The sequence below is a fragment of the Pseudoblastomonas marina genome, from assembly GCF_034374265.1.
Lineage (GTDB): Bacteria > Pseudomonadota > Alphaproteobacteria > Sphingomonadales > Sphingomonadaceae > Alteriqipengyuania_A > Alteriqipengyuania_A marina.
The window spans coordinates 709160-727551 of sequence record NZ_CP139718.1; the positions used below are offsets into that span (position 1 = coordinate 709160).

Annotated in this window: 24 protein-coding genes; 12 read left to right on the forward strand and 12 right to left on the reverse strand. The window is 65.6% G+C overall.

Going from position 1 to position 18392, the window contains the following annotated elements:
* Nucleotides 1–44 precede the first annotated feature (44 nt).
* The 6 genes from T8S45_RS03435 (at nucleotide 45) to T8S45_RS03460 (ending at nucleotide 6164) form a co-directional block, all read left to right on the forward strand.
* Nucleotides 45–326 carry a hypothetical protein gene (locus T8S45_RS03435; RefSeq protein WP_188641639.1) on the forward strand — a complete coding sequence of 94 codons (282 nt, stop codon included), beginning with the start codon at nucleotides 45–47 and terminating at the stop codon, nucleotides 324–326.
* Between the two features lie 45 nt (nucleotides 327–371).
* Nucleotides 372–908 (forward strand): hypothetical protein, encoded by a 537-nt coding sequence (locus T8S45_RS03440; protein ID WP_322294687.1) that lies wholly within the window; start codon nucleotides 372–374, stop codon nucleotides 906–908.
* Nucleotides 905–1384: a glutathione peroxidase gene (locus T8S45_RS03445; RefSeq protein WP_322294688.1), complete on the forward strand. Its 480-nt coding sequence runs from the start codon at nucleotides 905–907 to the stop codon at nucleotides 1382–1384. Before T8S45_RS03440 ends, T8S45_RS03445 begins: the two co-directional genes overlap by 4 nt.
* A gap of 31 nt (nucleotides 1385–1415) precedes the next feature.
* Nucleotides 1416–1748, forward strand: a complete 333-nt coding sequence (locus T8S45_RS03450) for a hypothetical protein (protein WP_322294689.1) — start codon at nucleotides 1416–1418, stop codon at nucleotides 1746–1748.
* 151 nt (nucleotides 1749–1899) lie between these two features.
* Nucleotides 1900–5370, forward strand: a complete 3471-nt coding sequence (gene dnaE / locus T8S45_RS03455; protein WP_322294690.1) for a DNA polymerase III subunit alpha — start codon at nucleotides 1900–1902, stop codon at nucleotides 5368–5370.
* On the forward strand, nucleotides 5370–6164 hold the full coding sequence (locus tag T8S45_RS03460) for a helix-turn-helix domain-containing protein (RefSeq protein WP_322294691.1): 795 nt from the start codon (nucleotides 5370–5372) through the stop codon (nucleotides 6162–6164). Before dnaE ends, T8S45_RS03460 begins: the two co-directional genes overlap by 1 nt.
* A 53-nt stretch (nucleotides 6165–6217) precedes the next feature.
* Here the strand turns inward: T8S45_RS03460 and T8S45_RS03465 are convergent, their stop codons facing one another.
* Nucleotides 6218–6547, reverse strand: coding sequence for a hypothetical protein (locus T8S45_RS03465; RefSeq protein WP_322294692.1), 330 nt, complete (start codon nucleotides 6545–6547; stop codon nucleotides 6218–6220).
* Nucleotides 6548–6664: 117 nt separating this feature from the next.
* On the opposite strand from T8S45_RS03465, the gene T8S45_RS03470 reads away from it, so the two are divergent.
* The 5 genes from T8S45_RS03470 (at nucleotide 6665) to T8S45_RS03490 (ending at nucleotide 10146) form a co-directional block, all read left to right on the forward strand.
* On the forward strand, nucleotides 6665–8251 hold the full coding sequence (locus tag T8S45_RS03470) for a long-chain fatty acid--CoA ligase (RefSeq protein WP_322294693.1): 1587 nt from the start codon (nucleotides 6665–6667) through the stop codon (nucleotides 8249–8251).
* A gap of 41 nt (nucleotides 8252–8292) precedes the next feature.
* The gene (locus T8S45_RS14180; protein ID WP_188641647.1) at nucleotides 8293–8469 is read left to right on the forward strand and encodes a hypothetical protein; all 177 of its coding nucleotides are present in this window, start codon (nucleotides 8293–8295) and stop codon (nucleotides 8467–8469) included.
* Nucleotides 8466–8894, forward strand: coding sequence for a DUF1330 domain-containing protein (locus T8S45_RS03480; RefSeq protein ID WP_322294695.1), 429 nt, complete (start codon nucleotides 8466–8468; stop codon nucleotides 8892–8894). Before T8S45_RS14180 ends, T8S45_RS03480 begins: the two co-directional genes overlap by 4 nt.
* 84 nt (nucleotides 8895–8978) lie before the next feature.
* Nucleotides 8979–9449, forward strand: a complete 471-nt coding sequence (locus T8S45_RS03485; protein WP_229658089.1) for a hypothetical protein — start codon at nucleotides 8979–8981, stop codon at nucleotides 9447–9449.
* 70 nt (nucleotides 9450–9519) lie between these two features.
* Nucleotides 9520–10146 (forward strand): hypothetical protein, encoded by a 627-nt coding sequence (locus tag T8S45_RS03490; RefSeq protein WP_322294696.1) that lies wholly within the window; start codon nucleotides 9520–9522, stop codon nucleotides 10144–10146.
* Between the two features lie 123 nt (nucleotides 10147–10269).
* Here the strand turns inward: T8S45_RS03490 and T8S45_RS03495 are convergent, their stop codons facing one another.
* From T8S45_RS03495 to T8S45_RS03520, 6 genes are all read right to left on the reverse strand, one after another.
* Nucleotides 10270–11361, reverse strand: a complete 1092-nt coding sequence (locus T8S45_RS03495) for a PA0069 family radical SAM protein (protein WP_322294697.1) — start codon at nucleotides 11359–11361, stop codon at nucleotides 10270–10272.
* A 52-nt stretch (nucleotides 11362–11413) separates the two neighbouring features.
* Entirely contained in the window at nucleotides 11414–11644 is a 231-nt protein-coding gene (locus tag T8S45_RS03500; protein ID WP_322294698.1) for a DUF4170 domain-containing protein, read from the reverse strand.
* Between the two features lie 88 nt (nucleotides 11645–11732).
* Entirely contained in the window at nucleotides 11733–12215 is a 483-nt protein-coding gene (locus tag T8S45_RS03505; RefSeq protein WP_322294699.1) for a tellurite resistance TerB family protein, read from the reverse strand.
* 69 nt (nucleotides 12216–12284) lie between these two features.
* The gene (locus tag T8S45_RS03510; RefSeq protein ID WP_188641653.1) at nucleotides 12285–12578 is read right to left on the reverse strand and encodes a hypothetical protein; all 294 of its coding nucleotides are present in this window, start codon (nucleotides 12576–12578) and stop codon (nucleotides 12285–12287) included.
* A complete protein-coding gene (locus T8S45_RS03515; protein ID WP_322294700.1) occupies nucleotides 12575–12988 on the reverse strand; it encodes a phage holin family protein in 414 nt (137 codons plus the stop codon). Before T8S45_RS03515 ends, T8S45_RS03510 begins: the two co-directional genes overlap by 4 nt.
* A 31-nt stretch (nucleotides 12989–13019) precedes the next feature.
* Nucleotides 13020–13583 carry a hypothetical protein gene (locus tag T8S45_RS03520; protein ID WP_322294701.1) on the reverse strand — a complete coding sequence of 188 codons (564 nt, stop codon included), beginning with the start codon at nucleotides 13581–13583 and terminating at the stop codon, nucleotides 13020–13022.
* Nucleotides 13584–13773: 190 nt separating this feature from the next.
* Between T8S45_RS03520 and eno the strand changes: the two genes are divergently transcribed.
* Complete coding sequence (gene eno, locus T8S45_RS03525; RefSeq protein ID WP_322294702.1) at nucleotides 13774–15060, forward strand: phosphopyruvate hydratase; 1287 nt, start codon at nucleotides 13774–13776, stop codon at nucleotides 15058–15060.
* Here the strand turns inward: eno and T8S45_RS03530 are convergent, their stop codons facing one another.
* From T8S45_RS03530 to T8S45_RS03550, 5 genes are read right to left on the reverse strand one after another with little or no spacing between them, the layout of a single operon-like run.
* Nucleotides 15061–15411: a DUF2200 domain-containing protein gene (locus T8S45_RS03530; RefSeq protein ID WP_322294703.1), complete on the reverse strand. Its 351-nt coding sequence runs from the start codon at nucleotides 15409–15411 to the stop codon at nucleotides 15061–15063.
* 59 nt (nucleotides 15412–15470) lie between these two features.
* Nucleotides 15471–15743: a hypothetical protein gene (locus tag T8S45_RS03535; protein WP_322294704.1), complete on the reverse strand. Its 273-nt coding sequence runs from the start codon at nucleotides 15741–15743 to the stop codon at nucleotides 15471–15473.
* Nucleotides 15744–15787: 44 nt separating this feature from the next.
* A complete protein-coding gene (gene ribH, locus T8S45_RS03540; protein ID WP_322294705.1) occupies nucleotides 15788–16210 on the reverse strand; it encodes a 6,7-dimethyl-8-ribityllumazine synthase in 423 nt (140 codons plus the stop codon).
* Nucleotides 16211–16212: 2 nt separating this feature from the next.
* Nucleotides 16213–17481 (reverse strand): 3,4-dihydroxy-2-butanone-4-phosphate synthase, encoded by a 1269-nt coding sequence (gene ribB, locus T8S45_RS03545; RefSeq protein WP_322294706.1) that lies wholly within the window; start codon nucleotides 17479–17481, stop codon nucleotides 16213–16215.
* 41 nt (nucleotides 17482–17522) lie between these two features.
* Nucleotides 17523–18356, reverse strand: coding sequence for a crotonase/enoyl-CoA hydratase family protein (locus T8S45_RS03550; RefSeq protein WP_407654924.1), 834 nt, complete (start codon nucleotides 18354–18356; stop codon nucleotides 17523–17525).
* Between the last annotated feature and the right edge of the window lie 36 nt (nucleotides 18357–18392).

Sequence of the window (18392 nt, forward strand, 5' to 3'; positions counted from 1 at the left end):
AAGCGGCGGCTGCGCGTTGGTCTGGCGAAAGGAATTTTACGCCTATGACCGACCATCCGACGACCTTCCGTGCCGAACCAGCCGACCTCACCGATCCCGATTGGGACGACCGTGCGACGCTGTACAAGATCGACGAGGGCCAGGGCTTGCTCGGCGGTTTCGACGGGCTGCGGCGCGGAACGCTCGCCGAGCTGGTCCATTTCGTCCAGACGCTGCCCGAGCACGAGCGCAAGGACTACGCGATCCAGGAATCGGGCGACAAGCGCTATGGCCCGCACGAGATCGCGATCCTTGCCCAGCACGACAATCTGCCGCCTGCCGATTGACCCGGGCCTCCCCAGCGGCTTGAGTGCCGTCAGCAGGGAGGTTCCATGTTCACGCTCGCCTTCGCCTTCGCCGCCATGATGCAGGACGCGCCGGTGGCCACACCGCCTGCGCCGCCGAGCTGCGACTCGGACGAACACGCCGCGTTCGACTTCTGGGTCGGCGAGTGGGACGTGTTCCGCCCCGACACCGGCGCGCAGGTCGCGACCAGCCGAATCGAGAAGGTCAGCACGGGCTGCGCGATCCGCGAAACCTGGATGCCGCTGCAGGGCGGGGGCGGATCCTCGCTTTCGGCCTACGATCCGGCGACGGGCACCTGGCACCAGCTGTGGGTGGGCCAGCGTCCGGGGCGGGTGTTCTTCGAGGGCGGGCCGGTCGCCAACGATCAGGGGGGCGCGATGGTGCTGACCGGCTATTGGGGGAGCGATCCAGAGGGCAACAAACTGCTCGTGCGGATGACCTACACCGCCAATGACGACGGCTCGGTACGCCAATACGGGCAGCAGAGCGCCGATCACGGACGAAGCTGGACCGATAGTTTCGACCTGACCTATCGCCCGCGGGCAAAGGAAACCGACCAATGACTACGATCGCCGATTTCACCGTCGCCACCAATGACGGGAGCAAGCTCGACCTCGCCGATATGCAGGGCAAGGTCCTGCTCATCGTCAACACGGCGAGCAAGTGCGGGTTCACCCCGCAATACAAGGGGCTGCAGGAACTTCATGAGAGATATTCCGAGCAGGGTTTCGACGTGCTCGGCTTCCCCTCGAACCAGTTCGGCGAACAGGAGCCGGGCTCGAACGAGGAGATCGCCGAGTTCTGCTCGGTCAACTACGACATCAGCTTCCCGCTGATGGCCAAGGTCGAGGTCAATGGCGACCATGCCGAGCCGCTCTACAAGTGGCTGCGCGAGGAGGCCAAGGGGCTGATGGGCACCACCTCGATCAAGTGGAATTTCACCAAGTTCCTGGTCGACCGCGACGGGAACGTCGTCCGCCGGTACCCGCCGACCGTCGCCCCCGCATCGATCGCCGCCGACATCGAGAAACTGCTGTAACCGCCCGGCGGCCAGGGACGAACCCCTCACCATGATCGAAGCCATCGACCAGTATTTCCACTCGCTCGGCGCCGAGTACGGGGTAAACCCCTATATTTTCGGCGGCATCTATGTCGGCGCCATTCCCTTCTTCTTCCTCAGCATCGCCTGGCTCGTGCGCCGGGCGAGGGCGGGGCAGTCGACCGTGCTGCCGACGATGCTGGCCGGCTTCTTCTTCGTCTCGGCCTATCTCTACCTCGCGGTGGTCGGGCGGAACATCCCGCTGTGGGTGTGGATCTTCCTCGCCGCGCTGATCGCCTACGGCGCGTGGTCGACGATCCGCGACACGAGGCGCAAAATCGCCGCTGAGGAGCCGCCCCAGTAGTCGTCATCCCCGCGAAGGCGGGGATCCAGGGTAGGCTTGCGCTATGTCGCCCCGGATCCCCGCCTTCGCGGGGATGACGATGTGTGGAGAAGGGGTGGACGGGCCGAAAACCCGCCTTCCATTCCCCCGCACCAATCCGCATATTCGCCCCATGCCGCACGCCCGTTTCGTCCCCTTGCGAGTCTTTTCGAGCTATTCGATGCTCGAGGGCGCGATCGATCCCAAGGCAATGGCCGAACTGGCCAAGGAACGCGGCTTTCCGGCGATCGCGATGTGCGACCGCAACGGTCTGTTCGGCGCGGTCGCCTTCGCCGATGCCTGCCGAAAGGCGGGCGTCCAGCCGATCATCGGCACGCTTCTCGGCGTGGCGCGCGACGAAAGCGGCGAGCGGGTCGATTACCTGCCGCTCTACGCCAAGGACGAGGATGGCTGGCAGAGCCTGTGCGCGCTGGTCTCGGCCGCGCATCTCGACCGTCCCGTGCACCAGGAGCCGCATGTCACGCTCGATGCGCTGGCCGACCATTCGCAGGGGCTGATCGCGCTGACCGGTGCGGGCGAGGGAGCGGTGACCCGCCTGCTAGCCGAGGGGCAGGACAGCCATGCCGAGGCCTATCTCGATCGCTTGCAGCAGATCTTCGGCGACCGGCTCTACCTCGAGATCGCGCGCGGCACCTCGCAGGAGGCCGACGAGGCCGAGGGCAAGCTGATCGACCTCGCCTATGCCCGCGACCTGCCGCTGGTCGGAACCAATCCCGCTCAATTCGCCGAGCCCGGCTTCGCCCGCGCGCACGACGCCATGCTCTGCATCGCCAATTCGACCCATGTCGAGGCCGAGGACCGCAAGCGCACCAATCCGGAGGCCTTCGTCAAATCCGAAGGCCTGATGCGCGACCTGTTCGCCGACCTGCCCGAGGCGATCGCCAACACGCTCGTGATCGCGCAGCGCTGCGCCTATGCGCCGCCCAAGCGCGCGCCCATCCTGCCGAGTCTCGCGGGCGACCTAGAGGGCGAGGCGAAGATGCTGGCGGAGGACGCGCGCAAGGGGCTTGAGGCACGGCTCGCACCCTATGGCGAACTCTCGCCCGAAGAGCGCAAGGTCTATGACGATCGGCTCGAATTCGAAGTCGGGATCATCAACCAGATGGGCTTCCCGGGCTACTTCCTGATCGTTGCCGACTTCATCAAATGGGCCAAGGAACACGATATCCCGGTGGGACCGGGGCGCGGTTCGGGCGCGGGTTCGCTCGTCGCCTGGGCGCTGACGATTACCGACCTCGATCCAATACGTTTGGGGCTCCTGTTCGAGCGTTTTCTCAACCCCGAGCGCGTCTCGATGCCCGACTTCGACATCGACTTCTGCGAAACGCGGCGCGGGGAGGTGATCCGTTACGTGCAGGAGCGCTATGGCCACGACAAGGTCGCGCAGATCATCACCTTCGGCAAGATGAAGGCGCGCGCGGTGCTGCGCGATTGCGGCCGCATCCTGCAGATGGGCTACAACCGCGTCGACGCGCTGTGCAAGATGGTGCCCAACCATCCCACCGATCCGTGGACGCTCGATCGCGCCTTGAACGGGGCGAAGGATTTCCGCGCCGCCTACGACAACGACAACGAGGTCAAGCAGCTGGTCGACCTTGCGGTCCAATTGGAAGGCCTGCCGCGCAACAGCTCGACCCACGCCGCGGGCGTGGTGATCGGCGACCGGCCATTGAACCAGCTGGTTCCGCTCTATCGCGATCCGCGCTCGGACATGCCGGTGACCCAGTTCGACATGAAGCATGTCGAGACCTCGGGCCTCGTGAAGTTCGACTTCCTCGGCCTGAAGACGCTATCGGTGCTCAAGAAGGCGGTCGACCTGCTCGCCGAGCGCGGGATCACGATCGACCTCTCGACGCTCGAATGGGACGACCCGGCCGTCTACGAACTGCTCAAGCGCGGCGACACCGTCGGCGTGTTCCAGCTCGAATCCGAAGGCATGCGCCGCACGCTGACCGCGGTGAAGCCGACCAAGTTCGAGGACATCATCGCGCTGGTCTCGCTCTATCGCCCGGGGCCGATGGACAATATCCCGCTGTTCGGCAAGCGCAAGGCGGGCGAGGTGCCGATCGAGTACCCGCACGAGAAGCTCGAGGGCATTCTCGAGGAAACCTACGGCATCTTCGTCTACCAGGAACAGGTGATGCAGGCGGCGCAGATCCTCGCCGGCTATTCGCTCGGCGATGCCGACCTGCTGCGCCGCGCGATGGGCAAGAAGGTCCAGGCCGAGATGGACGCCCAGCGCGAGCGTTTCGTTGCCGGCTGCAAGGAAGTCTCGGACATCGACAAGGCCAAGGCCAACGAGCTGTTCGACTTGATCGACAAGTTCGCCGGCTACGGCTTCAACAAGTCGCACGCCGCCGCCTATGCCTTGCTCGCCTACCAGACCGCGTGGCTCAAGGCCCATTACCCGGAAGAATTCTACGCCGCTTCGATGCGCTTCGACATGCACCAGTCGGAAAAGCTCGGCATCTTCGTCGACGACATGCGCAAGAATTCGATCGCGCTCGCCGGGCCCGACATCAATCATTCGCGCGCCGATTTCTTCGTCGAGGAAACCGCGGACGGGCACCAGGTCCGCTATGCGCTCGCGGGGCTGCGCAATGTCGGCGGCAAGGCGATGGAAGCGCTGGTGGCCGAGCGCGAGGCGGGCGGCAAGTTCGCCGATCTCGACGATCTCACCCGTCGCATTCCGCAGGGCGCGCTCAATCGCCGCCTGCTCGAAGCGCTGATCGCGGGCGGCGCGCTCGACGGGATCGACCCCGACCGCGCCAAGCTTCACGCCAATGTCGAGATGATCCTCGGCGCCGCCGAAGCCGCCACGCGCGAGCGGGCGAGCGGCCAGTCGGGCCTGTTCGGGGGCGAGGACGCACCGGTCGAAAGTGGCTTGCGCTTGAAGGATTCCGAGCCGTGGAGCCGGATCGAGCAGATGAACAAGGAGCGCGAGACCTTCGGCTTCTTCTTCGCCGCGCACCCGGTGCAGCAGTTCAGGGCCGCTGCCTCGGCGCAGGGGGCGCGACCCTATGCCAGCCTTATGGAGCCCGGCATGGCCGGCGCGACCGGCCGCCGCCCGGCGGTGATCGCGGCGATGGTCGAGGGCGTGAACCGCGGGCGTACGCGCCGCGGCAAGGATTTCGTGCGCTGCGATTTTTCCGATACCTCGGGCGCGTTCAGTGCCGCGTGTTTCGAGGAAGCGCTGGTCGAGCGGTTTCAGGAATGGGCGAAGGACGGGACCTGCCTGCTGCTCAGCGTCGAACTCGATTCTCCCAGTCCCGACGAGCCGCCGCGCGTCACCGTGCGCGGCGCGCGCCCGCTGGCGGAGGTCAGCGGCAGCGTCGCGATGCTGCTGACGCTCGAACTCGAGGCCGAGGAAGGTCTCGCGTCGCTGCGCCAGCTCGAACGCGGCGGCAAGAGCGAGGTGCGGGTTCGCGTCGCGCCGCCGGGGGGCAGGGCGGTGACGCTATGCCTCGGCCGCGATTTCGCACTCGACGGCGAGGTCGCCGAGCAACTGGCGGACGTCCCCGGGCTTGCCAAGGTAGAATTGCGCCCGCACCGCGCGGGCGGACACCTGCGTCTGGTCGCCTGATGCGCGAGGGCCCGGACGCGCTGACCGAGAAGGAGAAAGAGGCGCTGCGCCTCCTCCTCGAAGGCCACGACGCCAAATCGAGCGCCGCCGAACTCGATATCTCGGTCCATACGGTCAACGATCGCCTGCGCAATGCGCGCCGCAAACTGGGGGTATCGAGCAGCCGCGAAGCCGCAAGAATCTTGGGGGATACCGAGGGACGAACACCCCAAAATCGTGTGCGCACAGGTTTGGGGATGGGCCGAGACGACCGGTACGACGATGCTACAGACCTCACCAACGAAAAGCGTGCCGGAGGCTACCACCTCACCTGGCTCGCAGGAGGAATATTAGCAATGTCGACCATAATTCTGGCTGCGCTCATCGGCCTGTCCCTCACCGCCGAAGAAGCGCCTGCCAGCGTAGCTTCTGCTGCGAGCGAGCCCGCCGCCGAAGCGCAAGCCGCCCCGGAAGAGCCGGCTTCCTATGAGCAGGCGACCGCCTTTCTCGCCGAACTCGACCAGAGCGATTGGGAAGGAAGCTGGAACGTCGCAGGGCCGATGCTTCGCGGAGAGGTTTCGCTGAGCGAATGGACCGATCATGTCAGGACCGCCCGGAAACCGCTCGGCTCGGCCCTAGATCGCAAGCTCGTCGGCGTCCAGCAGCTGGGACCTGAGCACGGCACCGCCGTTCGGGAGATGCAGGTGCTGCAATTTCTCACCATTTTCGAAGGGCGTCCCAAGGGAGCCATCGAAACGATCTTCATGACGCCCGGCGAAGGCGGGTGGGAGGTCACGCTCTACACGGTCGCATGACGCGGTGGGGAGGACGGGCGGCGGCAGCCTTATTACCTGCTGCCGCCCGCGGCCTATCTACGGCGCGCGCGACCACCGAACACCGAGGTGAAGCGCGCCATCACGAACAGTATCGCGGGCGCCAGCATCGTGTTCCACAAATCCTTGATGTGCGCGGGATAATCCGCGGGCCTATCGATGGCCAGCCGATCGCGGAAGTCCCAAGCCTCGCCGATGAGCGCGACCAGCAACACGGCGGCCAGCGGCTTCCAGTCGCGCGCCTTCCAGCCGAACAGCAGGCAGGTGCCGAAGAACACGATCAGCGCGACGTAGATGTGCAGGGCGTCCTTCGCGAGATGGAGGTTCTCGACGAGGACGGTCTTGGCTTGCTGGAGTGCGCTCATCGCGTGGCCATGGTCGTGAACCGTCGGCGCGGCAAGTCTCGTTTTGCCACCCAAACCGCTTGCCCAAATCGCTTCGGTCCTTAGGGTAAGCCGCCAAGGGAAGAGGAGAGACGCCCCATGCTCGGCGGAATGCAGGACTACGATTTCAAGGTTACCCATCTGATCGACCACGCGGCACGCGAACACGGGGATCGTGAACACATCACCCGCTGGGCCGACGGCAGCGAGACCACCACTACCTGGGCCGACGTGCGCCGCGATGCGCTGCGGATGACGCAGGCGCTGCAGAAGATGGGTATCGGCAAGGGCGACCGGATCGCGACGCTGGCGATGAACCACTCGCGCCACCTGGTGACCTGGTACGGCGCGGTCGGCGTCGGCGGGGTGCTCCACACGATCAATCCGCGGCTGTTCGACGACCAGCTCGAATACATCGCCAACCACGCCGAGGATCGCGTCATGCTCTACGACGCGATGTTCCAGCCCGTCATCGACAAGATGCGCGACAAGTGGACCACGATCGAGCGCTATATCTGTTTCGACAATGGCGAGTTCGAGGAATGGATCGGCGAGCACGACGGCGACACCGTCTGGGCCGAGGTCGACGAACGCGACCCGTGCATGCTGTGCTACACCAGCGGGACGACCGGGCATCCCAAGGGCGTGCTCTACGAACACCGCTCTACCTATCTCCACGCGCTCGCCGGATTGCAGCCGCATGCCTTCGACTTCGATGCGCAGAGCGTGATGCTGCCCGTCGTGCCGATGTTCCACGCGGCGAGCTGGGGCCTGCCCTGGGCGGGCGCGATGGCGGGGGTGAAATTCGTCTATAGCTGCTCGAACGAGCCGGACGTGCTGCTTGAGCTGATGAAGCGCGAGCATGTGACCCATTCGGCGGGCGTGCCCACGGTATGGCTCGGCATTTTCCAGTATTGCGACGCCACCGGGGCCGACCTGCCCAATTTGAAGCAGGCGATCATCGGCGGCTCGGCTGCGCCGCGTTTCATGATCGAGCGGCTGATGAAGGAGGGTATCCGCGTCGCCCATGCCTGGGGCATGACCGAGACTTCGCCGATCGGGACCGTCGGCGCGCCGACGCACGATTGGGAGGAAAAGAGCTTCGACGAGCAGGTCAGTATCGTGCAGATGCAGGGACGCCCGATCTTCGGGGTCGAGCTGCGCACGGTCGATCTCGACGACATGGCGACCCCGCTGCCGCGCGACGGCAAGACCAGCGGCGCGCTGCAGGTGCGCGGGCCGTGGGTGATCAAGCGCTACTTCAAGGCCGAGAAAGACGCGGTCGACGCCGATGGCTGGTTCGACACCGGCGATGTCGGCATCATCCATCCCGACGGCACGCTGCAGCTGACCGACCGCACCAAGGACGTGATCAAGTCCGGGGGCGAATGGATTTCCTCGGTCGAGCTCGAAAACGCTGCGGTCGGCCATCCCGCCATCGCCGAGGCCGCCGCGATCGGCATGGCGCATCCCAAGTGGGACGAGCGCCCGGTGCTGTTCTGCGTCAAGGTCGAGGGCAAGGAGGTGACCGCCGACGAGGTGATCGCCTATCTCGAACCGCAGGTCGCCAAATGGTGGCTGCCCGATGCGGTCGAGTTCGTCGACGACATCCCGCACACCGCAACCGGCAAGATCAGCAAGAAGGACCTGCGCGAGCGGTTCTCCGACTACTCGCTGGACAGTTGAGCGTGTCCGGGAGCAAGTCCTGCCCCAAATGCGGGCGCAAGATGGAGACCGGTTTTGTGATCGACGCGGGTGATTATTCCGCCCCGACGACCCCGTTCTGGCATCCGGGCGAGCCCGACAAGCGCTGGTACGGGCTCAAGATCGACAAGCGGGCGCGCAAGCCGGTCGAAACCTGGCGCTGCACCTCGTGCCACTATCTCGAAAGTTACGCCCCATGAGCCACGTCAATCCGAGCGAAGCGAACTTCCGGGCTTTCAAGGACCTGCCGCGCGATACGCCGATCCAGATGCTCAACCTCGTGCGTTTTCGCAGCAAGGCCGAATATCCGGAGGGGCACGAGCTTCACGGCAAGGGCTGGACCGGCGACGAAGCCTACGCCGAATACGGCCGGGCCAGCGGCCCGATTTTTGCGCGCGTCGGCGGGAAAATCGTCTGGCGCGGACGCCACGAGACGGTGGTGACGGGGCCGGACGACGAGCATTGGGACGCAGCCTTCATCGCCGAATACCCCGATGCCGGGGCCTTTTTCGAGATGATCAAGGACCCCGACTACCAGGAGGCAGTGGTCAACCGCACCGCCGCGGTCGAGGACAGCCGCCTGATCCGCTTCGGCAAGATCGAGGGCGGAGAGGGATTCGCCTAGCGAAGGTCACGGAACAATTCGGTTTTTCTGCTCGTTGCCTGCGAAACGAGGGAGCGAAGAACTATCCGGGACTGGTACTGGGCATTGGGAGCATTCATCGGCGTCGCGCTATTCGGCGTCGGCGCGCGAGAGGCGATCGGTACGATCTACAGTTCGGGCGAGGCGGTGGTGCTGCTCGAGGCGCTGGCCCGCTCGGGACTCTATCTCGGCTCCGCCAGCGCGACGGCCTCGGCGACCACGCTCGCACTGATGCTGACGCTGATCAGCCTGATCCGCCAGTCCGATTCCGAATTCAACGACGAGGCCTATCGCAATATCGAGCGGATCGCGGGTCTCTCCACGACCTCACTGTTCATCAGTCTGTTGCTTTTGCTGGCGCTGGTGCTGCCGGTCGGCGAGTTCGAGGACTTGCCCGCCGATTGGTATCCGATGCTCTATGACGGGCTGTTTGCGATGACGGTGGCGGTGGTCGCGCTGCTCGCCGCCACGGTGATGATGCTCTACCGCACCGTGCGGCGGGTGATTGCCCGGATCACGCCCGGGGAGGAAGTCTGAAGCACCGGTTTTGCGCTTTTTCCCACGTTCGCCTAAACCGGGTCGAGAGGGAAACAGGGGTCGCAATTCGATGAAGAAACTCGTGCTTTACGCCATGGCCGCGTTCCCGACGCTGGCCGCAACCACCGCGCACGCGGACGATGTCGCTGCCGACATCCGGATGTCGCCGGCATCGCTCGCCTACGTCTACGGCTATGCCTCTTGCGTGTTCGACGAGCGTGGCGGACCCGCGGAGGAGCGGATCGAGAATTGTCGCGAATTCGGCGAGGCGATCAGCGAGGGCTCGCGCGACCTGCTGGCCGACTGGCATCGTCGCGAAGTGCTCAAGCGGCAGCGCGAGATGGAGCGGGCTTTCGGTCGGCTCGAAGCCGAAGCGCTGCTCGCCGAGAAGCAGAACAAGCGCATACCGCAGCAGATCATCCGCCTGCTCGGTTGCTATGCCGAGACGATCACCGCGCAGGAGAATTTCGCGCGAGGGGTATCGATCGATTTCGACCTGGCCGAGGGCACCTGCCGCAATGCGATCTTCGGGATCGACGGCTACAAGACCGAGGCTGCGGCGCTGCTGCACCGGCGGCTGCGGGTGGGGACCCGTTATATCAATGTCGTCGGTGCGATCATTCCCGAGATCGAGTTCCGCTATGGCCTGATGGATTTGAAGCGGTTGCCCGATGCGTCGAATACGGTCGAAGGATAGGGTACCCGGGTCATTCTTCGCCGTAGAAGTAACCGAAGAAGCGCTCGGCCGAAATTCTCGCGGTAATTTTAAGTGTTGATCGCCTCGAGAACCCGTACGCCGACCTCCAAGGCTCCGGGGCGGTTACAGCAGGCGCATCTGGCCGCCAACTTCGGGTGCCCGGAACTGCGAGCAGTCGAGCTCGAACCTGTCCGGACCCAGCCCGGCGCGCTTGCAGGCGAGCTTGAACCGCGCGCGGAACAAATCGGCCCAGACGCCCTGAGGGCGCATGCGGCTGAAAAAGCCCGGATCGTTGTCCTTCCCGTTGCGGATCGAGCGGACGATATTCATGACCTTGCCCGCGCGGTCGGGGAAGTGGACCTCGAGCCATTCGCGGAACAGCGGGGCGACCTCGTGCGGCAGTCGCAGCGCGATCCAACCCGCCGAGCGCACGCCGAGCGCGGCGGCCTGCGCGACGATGCTTTCCATGAATTCGTCGGTGATCGCCGGGATCACCGGCGCGATCGAGACATGGCTCGGGACTCCTGCCTCGACCAGCCTGCCAAGTGCCGCGAGCCGCTTAGCCGGGGCACCGGCGCGCGGCTCTAGCAGGGTGGAAAGTCTTGGATCGAGGCTCGTCACCGACAGCGCGACCGCGACGAGGCGGTGCGTTGCCATCTCGGACAGCAGATCGAGATCGTCGAGCACCCGGTCGGACTTGGTGGTGATCGTGACCGGGTGGCGCGCCTCGAGGCATATCTCGAGCACTTGGCGCGTGATCCGGTAGTCGCGCTCGATCGGTTGGTAGGGATCGGTGTTGGTCCCCATCGCGATCGGCCGGGGCACATAGTTCGGCTTGGCGAGAGTCGCGCGCAGAAGGTCCGGCGCATCCGGCTTGGCAAACAGTCGCGTCTCGAAATCGAGCCCGGGCGAGAGATCGTGATAGGCGTGGGTGGGCCGTGCGAAGCAGTAGACGCAGCCATGTTCGCAGCCGCGATAGGCGTTGATCGAGCGATCGAACGGGATGTCGGGCGAGCGGTTGAAGCTGAGGATCGACTTGGGCCGTTCCTCGGTCACGCTGGTGCGCAGCTTTACCGGGGGACCGTCCAGCGTAGCGACGTGATCGCGCCAGTCCCCGTCCAGTTCACGCGTGGCGAGTCCGAAGCGCGTCGGTACGTTTGCGCTCTGCGCGCCGCGTCCATTCACGCGTTCGGGGGGAGGCTCCGGCAAGTCCATCGCCGGAACATATCAGGAACAACTGGTCAAGTCACGCGCGATCGGCGCGTCTTCAGCCCTCGGGATCGAGCAGCTTGTGCAGCGGGACGATGACGTATTTCATCTCGGCATCGTCGACCGTGCGCTGGGCGTTGCCGCGCCAGGCGTCTTCCGCCGCATCGTAATCGCTGTAGACGCCCGCGACGTGCAGGCTCTCGGGATCGGCGAAGATCAGCTTGCGCGGATCGCTGACGCGACCACCCATGACGAGATAGAGGGTCTGCTTGGCGTTGGTTTCTTCCATCGGGCCTTCCTGGATGCTTGCGCGCCACATAGCGAAAGGGGCGCGCGAGACAAGACCGCACACCCCTTCATCGCCGCGTTGCGGGCGTTCAGCGTCGCACTTTGGCGAACAGTGCGCGCGTCGTTTCGCGCGCGTTCTCGAGCGCGGCCTGGCCGATCCGTTCGGCTTCGCGGGCGAGATCGCTCGCGCCGTCGGATACCGTGCCGCCGAATTCGCCGATCCGGTCCTTCGCCTCGGCCCCGGCTGCGCCGGCACTGTCGAGCGCGCGATTGCCGTAGAGCAGCGCGCCTTCGGCGGCGAGCGCGCCCCACGAGAGCGCGCGCTTGCCGAGTGCGCGGGCGGTCTTGGGCTTGAGCAGCGCGGCGATCAGGACGCCCGCGGCGAGGCCGCCAGCGACGGTGAGCACCGGATGCTGCTTGGCAAAGCCCTTCGCATCGTTGCCGAGCTCGCGCGCCTTGGCGCCGTAATCGGTTTCGCTTTGGCGCTCGGCGAGCGCTTCCTTTTCGAGACGTTCCTGCGAGGCCGCGATCTTTTCGCGGATCCGCTTACGCTTTTCGTCACTGACGGTCATAAATCCTCCGGAGATGGGTTTGTATGGGCAACGCTTCGGGGGAGGGTCGCGTTCCGGCCTTTTGGCCAGCTAGTCGCGCTCTTCGGTCTCGTCCCATCCCAGCAACCGCCCGATCGGTCCGCGCGCGAGCCACAAGACCAGTGCGGCGACCACGCCGCCGACCACCGCCTTGTTCTCCTCGGCCATCTGGATCACCTCTTCGCCGAGCTCGGCCGCCTCTTCGGAGACCGTATCGGCGATCCGTCCGCCGACCCCGCGCGCGGCGAGGTCCGCCTTGACGCGGTGATAGTCGGCGAGCGCGATCGCCTTCGCGGCGTCGCGCGCGAGCTTGTCTTCGGCAAGTCGATCCCGCAACGCGCTCATCCCTCGTCTTTCTGCCTTTTTTCCTTCTCGCTCGCGCCCATCGCGTCCTTGATCTGGCGGAAGCCGCGCAGCATGCGGAGGAACAGGAGCCCGGCGGCGAGCGTCCAGAACAGCACCACGATGCCGATCGCGAGCCAGATCCCGACGAGCGAATCGAGCGCGAGTACCGCGCCGACCGACAGCGTGATCAGCGCAATGACGAGGAAGACCGCGCCGAGTAGTCCCTTGAGCGCGGCCTGCGAAAGGTGGTCGACCACGAATTGCGCGCGGGTCGACTGGTAGGCGAGTTCGGCTTCGACATAGGTCTTGCCGTCGTCGAACAGCTGGTGGACGTCATCCACCAGCGAACGCTCGGCAGGGCTGCCGGGCGTCTTCTCGTTGCGAACGAGGGGAGGGGGGCTCTCCGTCATGATTGGCGAAAAGCCCCCTTGGTCTGGAATGTCAACGGCGCAGCAGGCGCGCGAAGGCATAACCCACGATTGCGGCGATGCCGACCGCGGTGCCCGGGCTTTTGCGGACGAATTCGCGTGCATCTTCGCCGAGCTCCTCGAGCTCCTTGGCGCGCAGCTTGTCGGCATTGGACTGGAGGCTGCGGGCAGCCTTGCGGGCATAGTCGCCGTATTCGGCACCGAACCGCTCGTCGATCTGCGCGGCGGTGTCGTCGATCGTCTTGCTGAGCGAAATCAGCGCGTCCGAGGCCTTGTCCTTGCCGTCGCGGGCAAGGTCCACGGCGTAGGTCTTCGCTTCGGCGCTGTAGCCCTTGGCGTCGGCGACCAGCTGATCGCCCTGCGTCCGGGCCCTGCCGCTGTATTCGCCGGCGCGGACCTTGGCTTCGTCGCGCAGCAGCGCTGCACCGGCCTTGGCCTCGTCGACCGCTGCGGAGAAGCGCGATTTCGCCTGTTCGGTGTTGCTTGCCGCGGGCGTCGCGGCGGTGGTCTTCTTGGCCGGCGCCTTCTTGCGCGCGGCGGTTTTCTTGGTGGTCGGTTTCTTCTCGTCGGCCATCATGTCGGTCCTTTCCCCTCAAGGGATTATATCCTGTTTCGGCGCAGCGCCATACGTTCCCGCGCCCTCACCGAACCAACGCGGCTTGCCTGCCAATGTTCCGCCGCATAGGAGGCGCGCAAACACGTTGGTCTCGTCATGAGATGGGACTGTCCTAGGTAAATACAACACTTCATCGACGAAAGGCCATGCCATGACCGCGATCATCGACATCCACGGACGCGAAATCCTCGATTCGCGCGGCAATCCCACGGTCGAGGTCGACGTGCTGCTGCACGATGGCAGCTTCGGCCGCGCGGCGGTGCCTTCCGGCGCCTCCACCGGCGCACACGAGGCGGTCGAACTGCGCGACGGCGACAAGCAACGCTATCTCGGCAAGGGCGTGCTCAAGGCGGTCAAGATGGTGAACACCGAGATCGCCGACGCGCTGCTCGGCGTCGATGCCGAGGACCAGCGCGAGGTCGACCTGGCGATGATCGCGCTCGACGGCAGCGACAACAAGGGCCGGCTCGGCGCCAATGCGATCCTCGGCGTGTCGATGGCGGTGGCGAAGGCGGCGGCCAATGCGCGCGGCCTGCCGCTCTATTCCTATCTCGGCGGCGTATCGGCGCACATGCTCCCGGTGCCGATGATGAACATCGTCAATGGCGGCGAGCATGCCGACAACCCGATCGACATCCAGGAATTCATGGTCATGCCGGTGGGGGCGGACAGCCTCGCCGAAGGCGTGCGCTGGGGCGCGGAAATCTTCCACACGCTCAAGAAGGGCCTGCACGAGAAGGGCCTCTCGACCGCGGTCGGCGACGAGGGCGGCTTTGCGCCCGACCTCGCGAGCACGCGCGATGCGCTCGATTTCATCATGCGTTCGGTCGAACAGGCTGGCTTCACGCCGGGCGAGGACGTGGTGCTGGCGCTCGATTGCGCGGCGAGCGAGTTCTACAATAAGGGCAAGTACGAGATCTCGGGCGAGAACCTCTCGCTCGGCTCGGACGAGATGGCGCAATATCTCGGCAAGCTGTGCGCCGATTACCCGATCCGCTCGATCGAGGACGGCATGCACGAGGACGATTTCGAAGGCTGGAAGGCGCTCACCGAGCTGATCGGCGACGAGGTCCAGCTGGTCGGCGACGATCTCTTCGTCACCAATCCCGACCGCCTCGAAATGGGCATCGGCAAGGGGCTGGCGAACTCGCTGCTGGTCAAGGTCAACCAGATCGGGACGCTGACCGAGACCTTCGAAGCCGTGAGCATCGCCCAGCGCGCCGGCTACACCGCGGTCATGTCGCACCGCTCGGGCGAGACCGAGGACGCGACCATCGCCGATCTCGCGGTCGCCACCAATTGCGGCCAGATCAAGACCGGCTCGCTCGCCCGCTCGGACCGGCTCGCCAAGTACAACCAGCTGATCCGGATCGAGGAAGAACTGGGCGACAGCGCCGATTATGCGGGCAAGGCCTGCTTCGGGCGCCTCGCCGACTGATCAGTCGCGCAGCACCTTCTCCATCGCCTTGCCCTTGGCGATCTCGTCGACCAGCTTGTCGAGCTGGCGGACATGGCGTTCGACCGGGTCCTCGATCTCCTCGACCCGGTAGCCGCAGATCACCCCGGTGATCTTGTCGCGGTTCGGGTTGAGCCGCGGGGCCCGCGCGAAGAAGGTCTCGAAATCGACGTCGCTGTCCAGCAAGTCGCGCAACTGTTCGACGCTGTAGCCGGTCAGCCAGGTAGTGACTCGTTCGACTTCCTGCGCGCTGCGGCCCTTGCGTTCGACCTTGGCGACATACATCGGGTAGACCTTGGCGAGCTTCATCGTGTGAAACGACATTCTCGGCATGGTTCGCCTCCCTCGCCAGCGACGCTTCGATCGAGCTTAGCCGATCGGGGACGCTCGGCCTAGGTTTCGGCCTGCGCCTCTCCGGCCTGCTGGCGGTTCTTCGGGTGGAACCAGTATTGCCACACGCCCCAGGCGTTGATGCCCAGCAGCACCGCGTTCATCGCGGCGAGCGGGATCGCGTTCTCCTTGAGGCCGATATAGATCCACATCGCCGCCACGACGCAGAACAGGATGAAGCCCCAGGCGGTCGCCCGGCGGCCCATGTCGAAGGCGATCATCGCCGCGGCGACGATGGTGCCGATCGAGGCGATCCATTCGAGCGGTCCGTTCATGCGGACCAGACGGTTCGGGAGGGCGGGTGGTTCCGGCGCGCGTGTCAGCTCGCGAACTTCTCGCGCAGCTTCAGCATCGCCATCGCCGCCTTGGCCGCTTCGCCGCCCTTGTCCTTGCGGTGCTTGTCGGCGCGGGCGAAGGCCTGCTTCTCGGTCTCGACGGTGATGATGCCGTTGCCGATCGCGATCCCGTCCATCGTCAGCGCCATGATCGCGCGCGCGCTTTCGCCGGCGACGATTTCGAAATGGTAGGTTTCCCCTCGGATCACGCAGCCGATCGCGACGAAACCGTCGTAGCGCCCGCTGTCGAGCGCCAGCGCGATCGCGCCGGGGATTTCGAGCGCGCCGGGCACGGTGATGGTCTCGTGTTCGTGCCCGGCTTCTTCGAGCGCAGTGCGCGCGCCGTCGAGCAGCTGGTCGTTGATCGCGTCGTAGAAACGGGCTTCGACGATCAGGAATTTGGCCATGGTCAGGTCCCTTCCGGAATGGGTCGCGTGTCGACGATATCGATGCCGTAGCCTTCGATTCCCGGCACGTTGGGGTGCGAATTGGAGAGCAGGATCATGTCGTGCACACCGAGGTCGGCGAGAATCTGCGCGCCGATCCCGTAGGTCCGCAACTCGGCCGAGGGATCGTCGCCGCCGCCGCGCAGCGGATCGGCCTCGCGCGGGCGTATCAGCAGCACGATCACGCCGCTGCCTTCCTCGCCGATCGCGGCCATCGCGCGCTGCAATTGCCGTTTCGACGGGCCGGGCTCGCCGAGCATGTCGGCGAGCAGCGAGATCGTGTGGACGCGGGCGAGGGTAGGCTTCGCCGGGTCGATATGGCCCTTCTGGAGCACGAAACTCTCGCTGCCGTCGACCGTGTTGCGATAGGTGATGAGCTTCCACGCGCCGCCGTAATCGGAAGTGAAATCGCGCTCGCCGAGACGTTCGACGAGGTGATCGTTGCGGCGGCGATAGGCGATCAGGTCACGGATCGTGCCGATCTTGAGATCGTGCTTGCGCGCGAAGCCGATCAGATCGTCGAGCCGCGACATCGTGCCGTCGTCGTTCATGATCTCGCAGATCACGCCCGACGGATTGAGCCCGGCGAGGCGCGAGATATCGACCGCGGCCTCGGTGTGCCCGGCGCGGACCAGCACGCCGCCGTCGCGCGCGACCAGCGGGAAGACGTGGCCGGGAGTGGTGATGTCGTCGGCCCCGCGCGAGCTGTCGATCGCGACCGAAACGGTGCGCGCGCGGTCGGCGGCCGAAATCCCGGTGGTCACGCCTTCGCGCGCCTCGATCGAGACGGTAAAGGCTGTTTCGTGGCGGGTGCCGTTCTTGCGGCTCATCAGGTCGAGCCCGAGCTGGTCGACCCGCTTGCGCGACAGCGAGAGGCAGATCAGGCCACGCCCGTACGTCGCCATGAAATTGATCGCCGCCGGGGTCGCCATCTGCGCGGGGATCACGAGGTCGCCCTCGTTCTCGCGGTCCTCGTCGTCGACCAGCACGAACATCCGGCCGTTGCGCGCTTCCTCGATGATTTCCTCGATCCCGACAAGCACCGGGGTCTCGTCCTGCGTGTCGAGGAAACGCTCGAGCTTGCCGAGCGTGTCGGCGGTCGGGTTCCAGCCTTCCTCGCCGCAATCGCGCAGCGTGTTGGCATGGAGCCCCGCAGCGCGGGCGAGGCCGGCCTTGGAGAAAGTCCCGTCATTGACGAGGGAGCGGACGCGTTCGACAGTAGGATGTGGCATGGGGGTTCGAATAATCACACCAGCGTGTGATTGCAACCGTATCAGTCGCCCTTGAACACCGGCTTGCGCTTTTCGATGAAGGCGTCGACCGCCTCGTCGTGATCGGCGGTGGTGTGCGACACGGCCTGCATCGCCGCCGACATTTCGAGGATCGTCGCGAGGTCCGAGCGCTTGGCTTCCCACAGCAGGCGGCGGGTCATCCGCACGGCATGCGCCGGGTTCACCGCGATCCGCTTGGCCAGGATCTTGGCCGCGTCGATCAGCTCGTCATCGGGCACGACCTGGCTGACGAGGCCCCAGGCGAGCGCCTGCTGCGCGTCGATCATGTCGCCGGTCAGCGCCATTTCCGCGGCCTTGGCGTGGCCGATTACCTTGGGCAGCAGCCACGCACCGCCATCGCCGGGGATGATGCCGAGCTTGACGAAGCTCTCGGCGAACTTGGTGCCTTCGCCCGCGATCCGCAGGTCGCACATGCACGCAAGGTCGCAGCCCGCGCCGATCGCGAAGCCGTTCACCGCGGCGATGATCGGCACCTCGCAGGCGGCGAAGGCGAGGGGGAGCCGCTGGATCCCGCGCTTGTAATTGTGACGGGTGCGCACCGGCGAGGGGTCGCGCAGGCCCGAACCGTCCTTCATTGCCTTCAAATCTCCGCCCGAACTGAACGCCTTGCCCGCGCCGGTCAGGATCGCCACGCGCGCCTGGCGATCGTCGTCGAGCCGCGCCAGCGCCGCCTCGAGCCCGTCGACCACGCTTTCGTCCGAGATCGGGTTGCGCTTCTCGGGCAGGTTGAGCGTGAGGGTGACGATGCCATCGTCGTCGCGGTCGTAGAGGATCGGGTCGGTCACGGATGGTTCTCCTTGTTCGGCAGTGCCCATAGCAAAGCGAGCAGCCCTGTCACGGCTTGGCATTGC

Excerpts from the sequence above, each read along its gene's own strand:
- T8S45_RS03435 (WP_188641639.1), top strand. The coding sequence starts at position 45 with ATGACCGACCATCCGACGACCTTCCGTGCCGAACCAGCCGACCTCACC.
- T8S45_RS03440 (WP_322294687.1), top strand. The coding sequence starts at position 372 with ATGTTCACGCTCGCCTTCGCCTTCGCCGCCATGATGCAGGACGCGCCG.
- T8S45_RS03445 (WP_322294688.1), top strand. The coding sequence starts at position 905 with ATGACTACGATCGCCGATTTCACCGTCGCCACCAATGACGGGAGCAAG.
- T8S45_RS03450 (WP_322294689.1), top strand. The coding sequence starts at position 1,416 with ATGATCGAAGCCATCGACCAGTATTTCCACTCGCTCGGCGCCGAGTAC.
- dnaE (WP_322294690.1), top strand. The coding sequence starts at position 1,900 with ATGCCGCACGCCCGTTTCGTCCCCTTGCGAGTCTTTTCGAGCTATTCG.
- T8S45_RS03460 (WP_322294691.1), top strand. The coding sequence starts at position 5,370 with ATGCGCGAGGGCCCGGACGCGCTGACCGAGAAGGAGAAAGAGGCGCTG.
- T8S45_RS03465 (WP_322294692.1), bottom strand. The coding sequence starts at position 6,547 with ATGAGCGCACTCCAGCAAGCCAAGACCGTCCTCGTCGAGAACCTCCAT.
- T8S45_RS03470 (WP_322294693.1), top strand. The coding sequence starts at position 6,665 with ATGCTCGGCGGAATGCAGGACTACGATTTCAAGGTTACCCATCTGATC.
- T8S45_RS14180 (WP_188641647.1), top strand. The coding sequence starts at position 8,293 with ATGGAGACCGGTTTTGTGATCGACGCGGGTGATTATTCCGCCCCGACG.
- T8S45_RS03480 (WP_322294695.1), top strand. The coding sequence starts at position 8,466 with ATGAGCCACGTCAATCCGAGCGAAGCGAACTTCCGGGCTTTCAAGGAC.
- T8S45_RS03490 (WP_322294696.1), top strand. The coding sequence starts at position 9,520 with ATGAAGAAACTCGTGCTTTACGCCATGGCCGCGTTCCCGACGCTGGCC.
- T8S45_RS03495 (WP_322294697.1), bottom strand. The coding sequence starts at position 11,361 with ATGGACTTGCCGGAGCCTCCCCCCGAACGCGTGAATGGACGCGGCGCG.
- T8S45_RS03500 (WP_322294698.1), bottom strand. The coding sequence starts at position 11,644 with ATGGAAGAAACCAACGCCAAGCAGACCCTCTATCTCGTCATGGGTGGT.
- T8S45_RS03505 (WP_322294699.1), bottom strand. The coding sequence starts at position 12,215 with ATGACCGTCAGTGACGAAAAGCGTAAGCGGATCCGCGAAAAGATCGCG.
- T8S45_RS03510 (WP_188641653.1), bottom strand. The coding sequence starts at position 12,578 with ATGAGCGCGTTGCGGGATCGACTTGCCGAAGACAAGCTCGCGCGCGAC.
- T8S45_RS03515 (WP_322294700.1), bottom strand. The coding sequence starts at position 12,988 with ATGACGGAGAGCCCCCCTCCCCTCGTTCGCAACGAGAAGACGCCCGGC.
- T8S45_RS03520 (WP_322294701.1), bottom strand. The coding sequence starts at position 13,583 with ATGATGGCCGACGAGAAGAAACCGACCACCAAGAAAACCGCCGCGCGC.
- eno (WP_322294702.1), top strand. The coding sequence starts at position 13,774 with ATGACCGCGATCATCGACATCCACGGACGCGAAATCCTCGATTCGCGC.
- T8S45_RS03530 (WP_322294703.1), bottom strand. The coding sequence starts at position 15,411 with ATGCCGAGAATGTCGTTTCACACGATGAAGCTCGCCAAGGTCTACCCG.
- T8S45_RS03535 (WP_322294704.1), bottom strand. The coding sequence starts at position 15,743 with ATGAACGGACCGCTCGAATGGATCGCCTCGATCGGCACCATCGTCGCC.
- ribH (WP_322294705.1), bottom strand. The coding sequence starts at position 16,210 with ATGGCCAAATTCCTGATCGTCGAAGCCCGTTTCTACGACGCGATCAAC.
- ribB (WP_322294706.1), bottom strand. The coding sequence starts at position 17,481 with ATGCCACATCCTACTGTCGAACGCGTCCGCTCCCTCGTCAATGACGGG.
- T8S45_RS03550 (WP_407654924.1), bottom strand. The coding sequence starts at position 18,356 with ATGGGCACTGCCGAACAAGGAGAACCATCCGTGACCGACCCGATCCTC.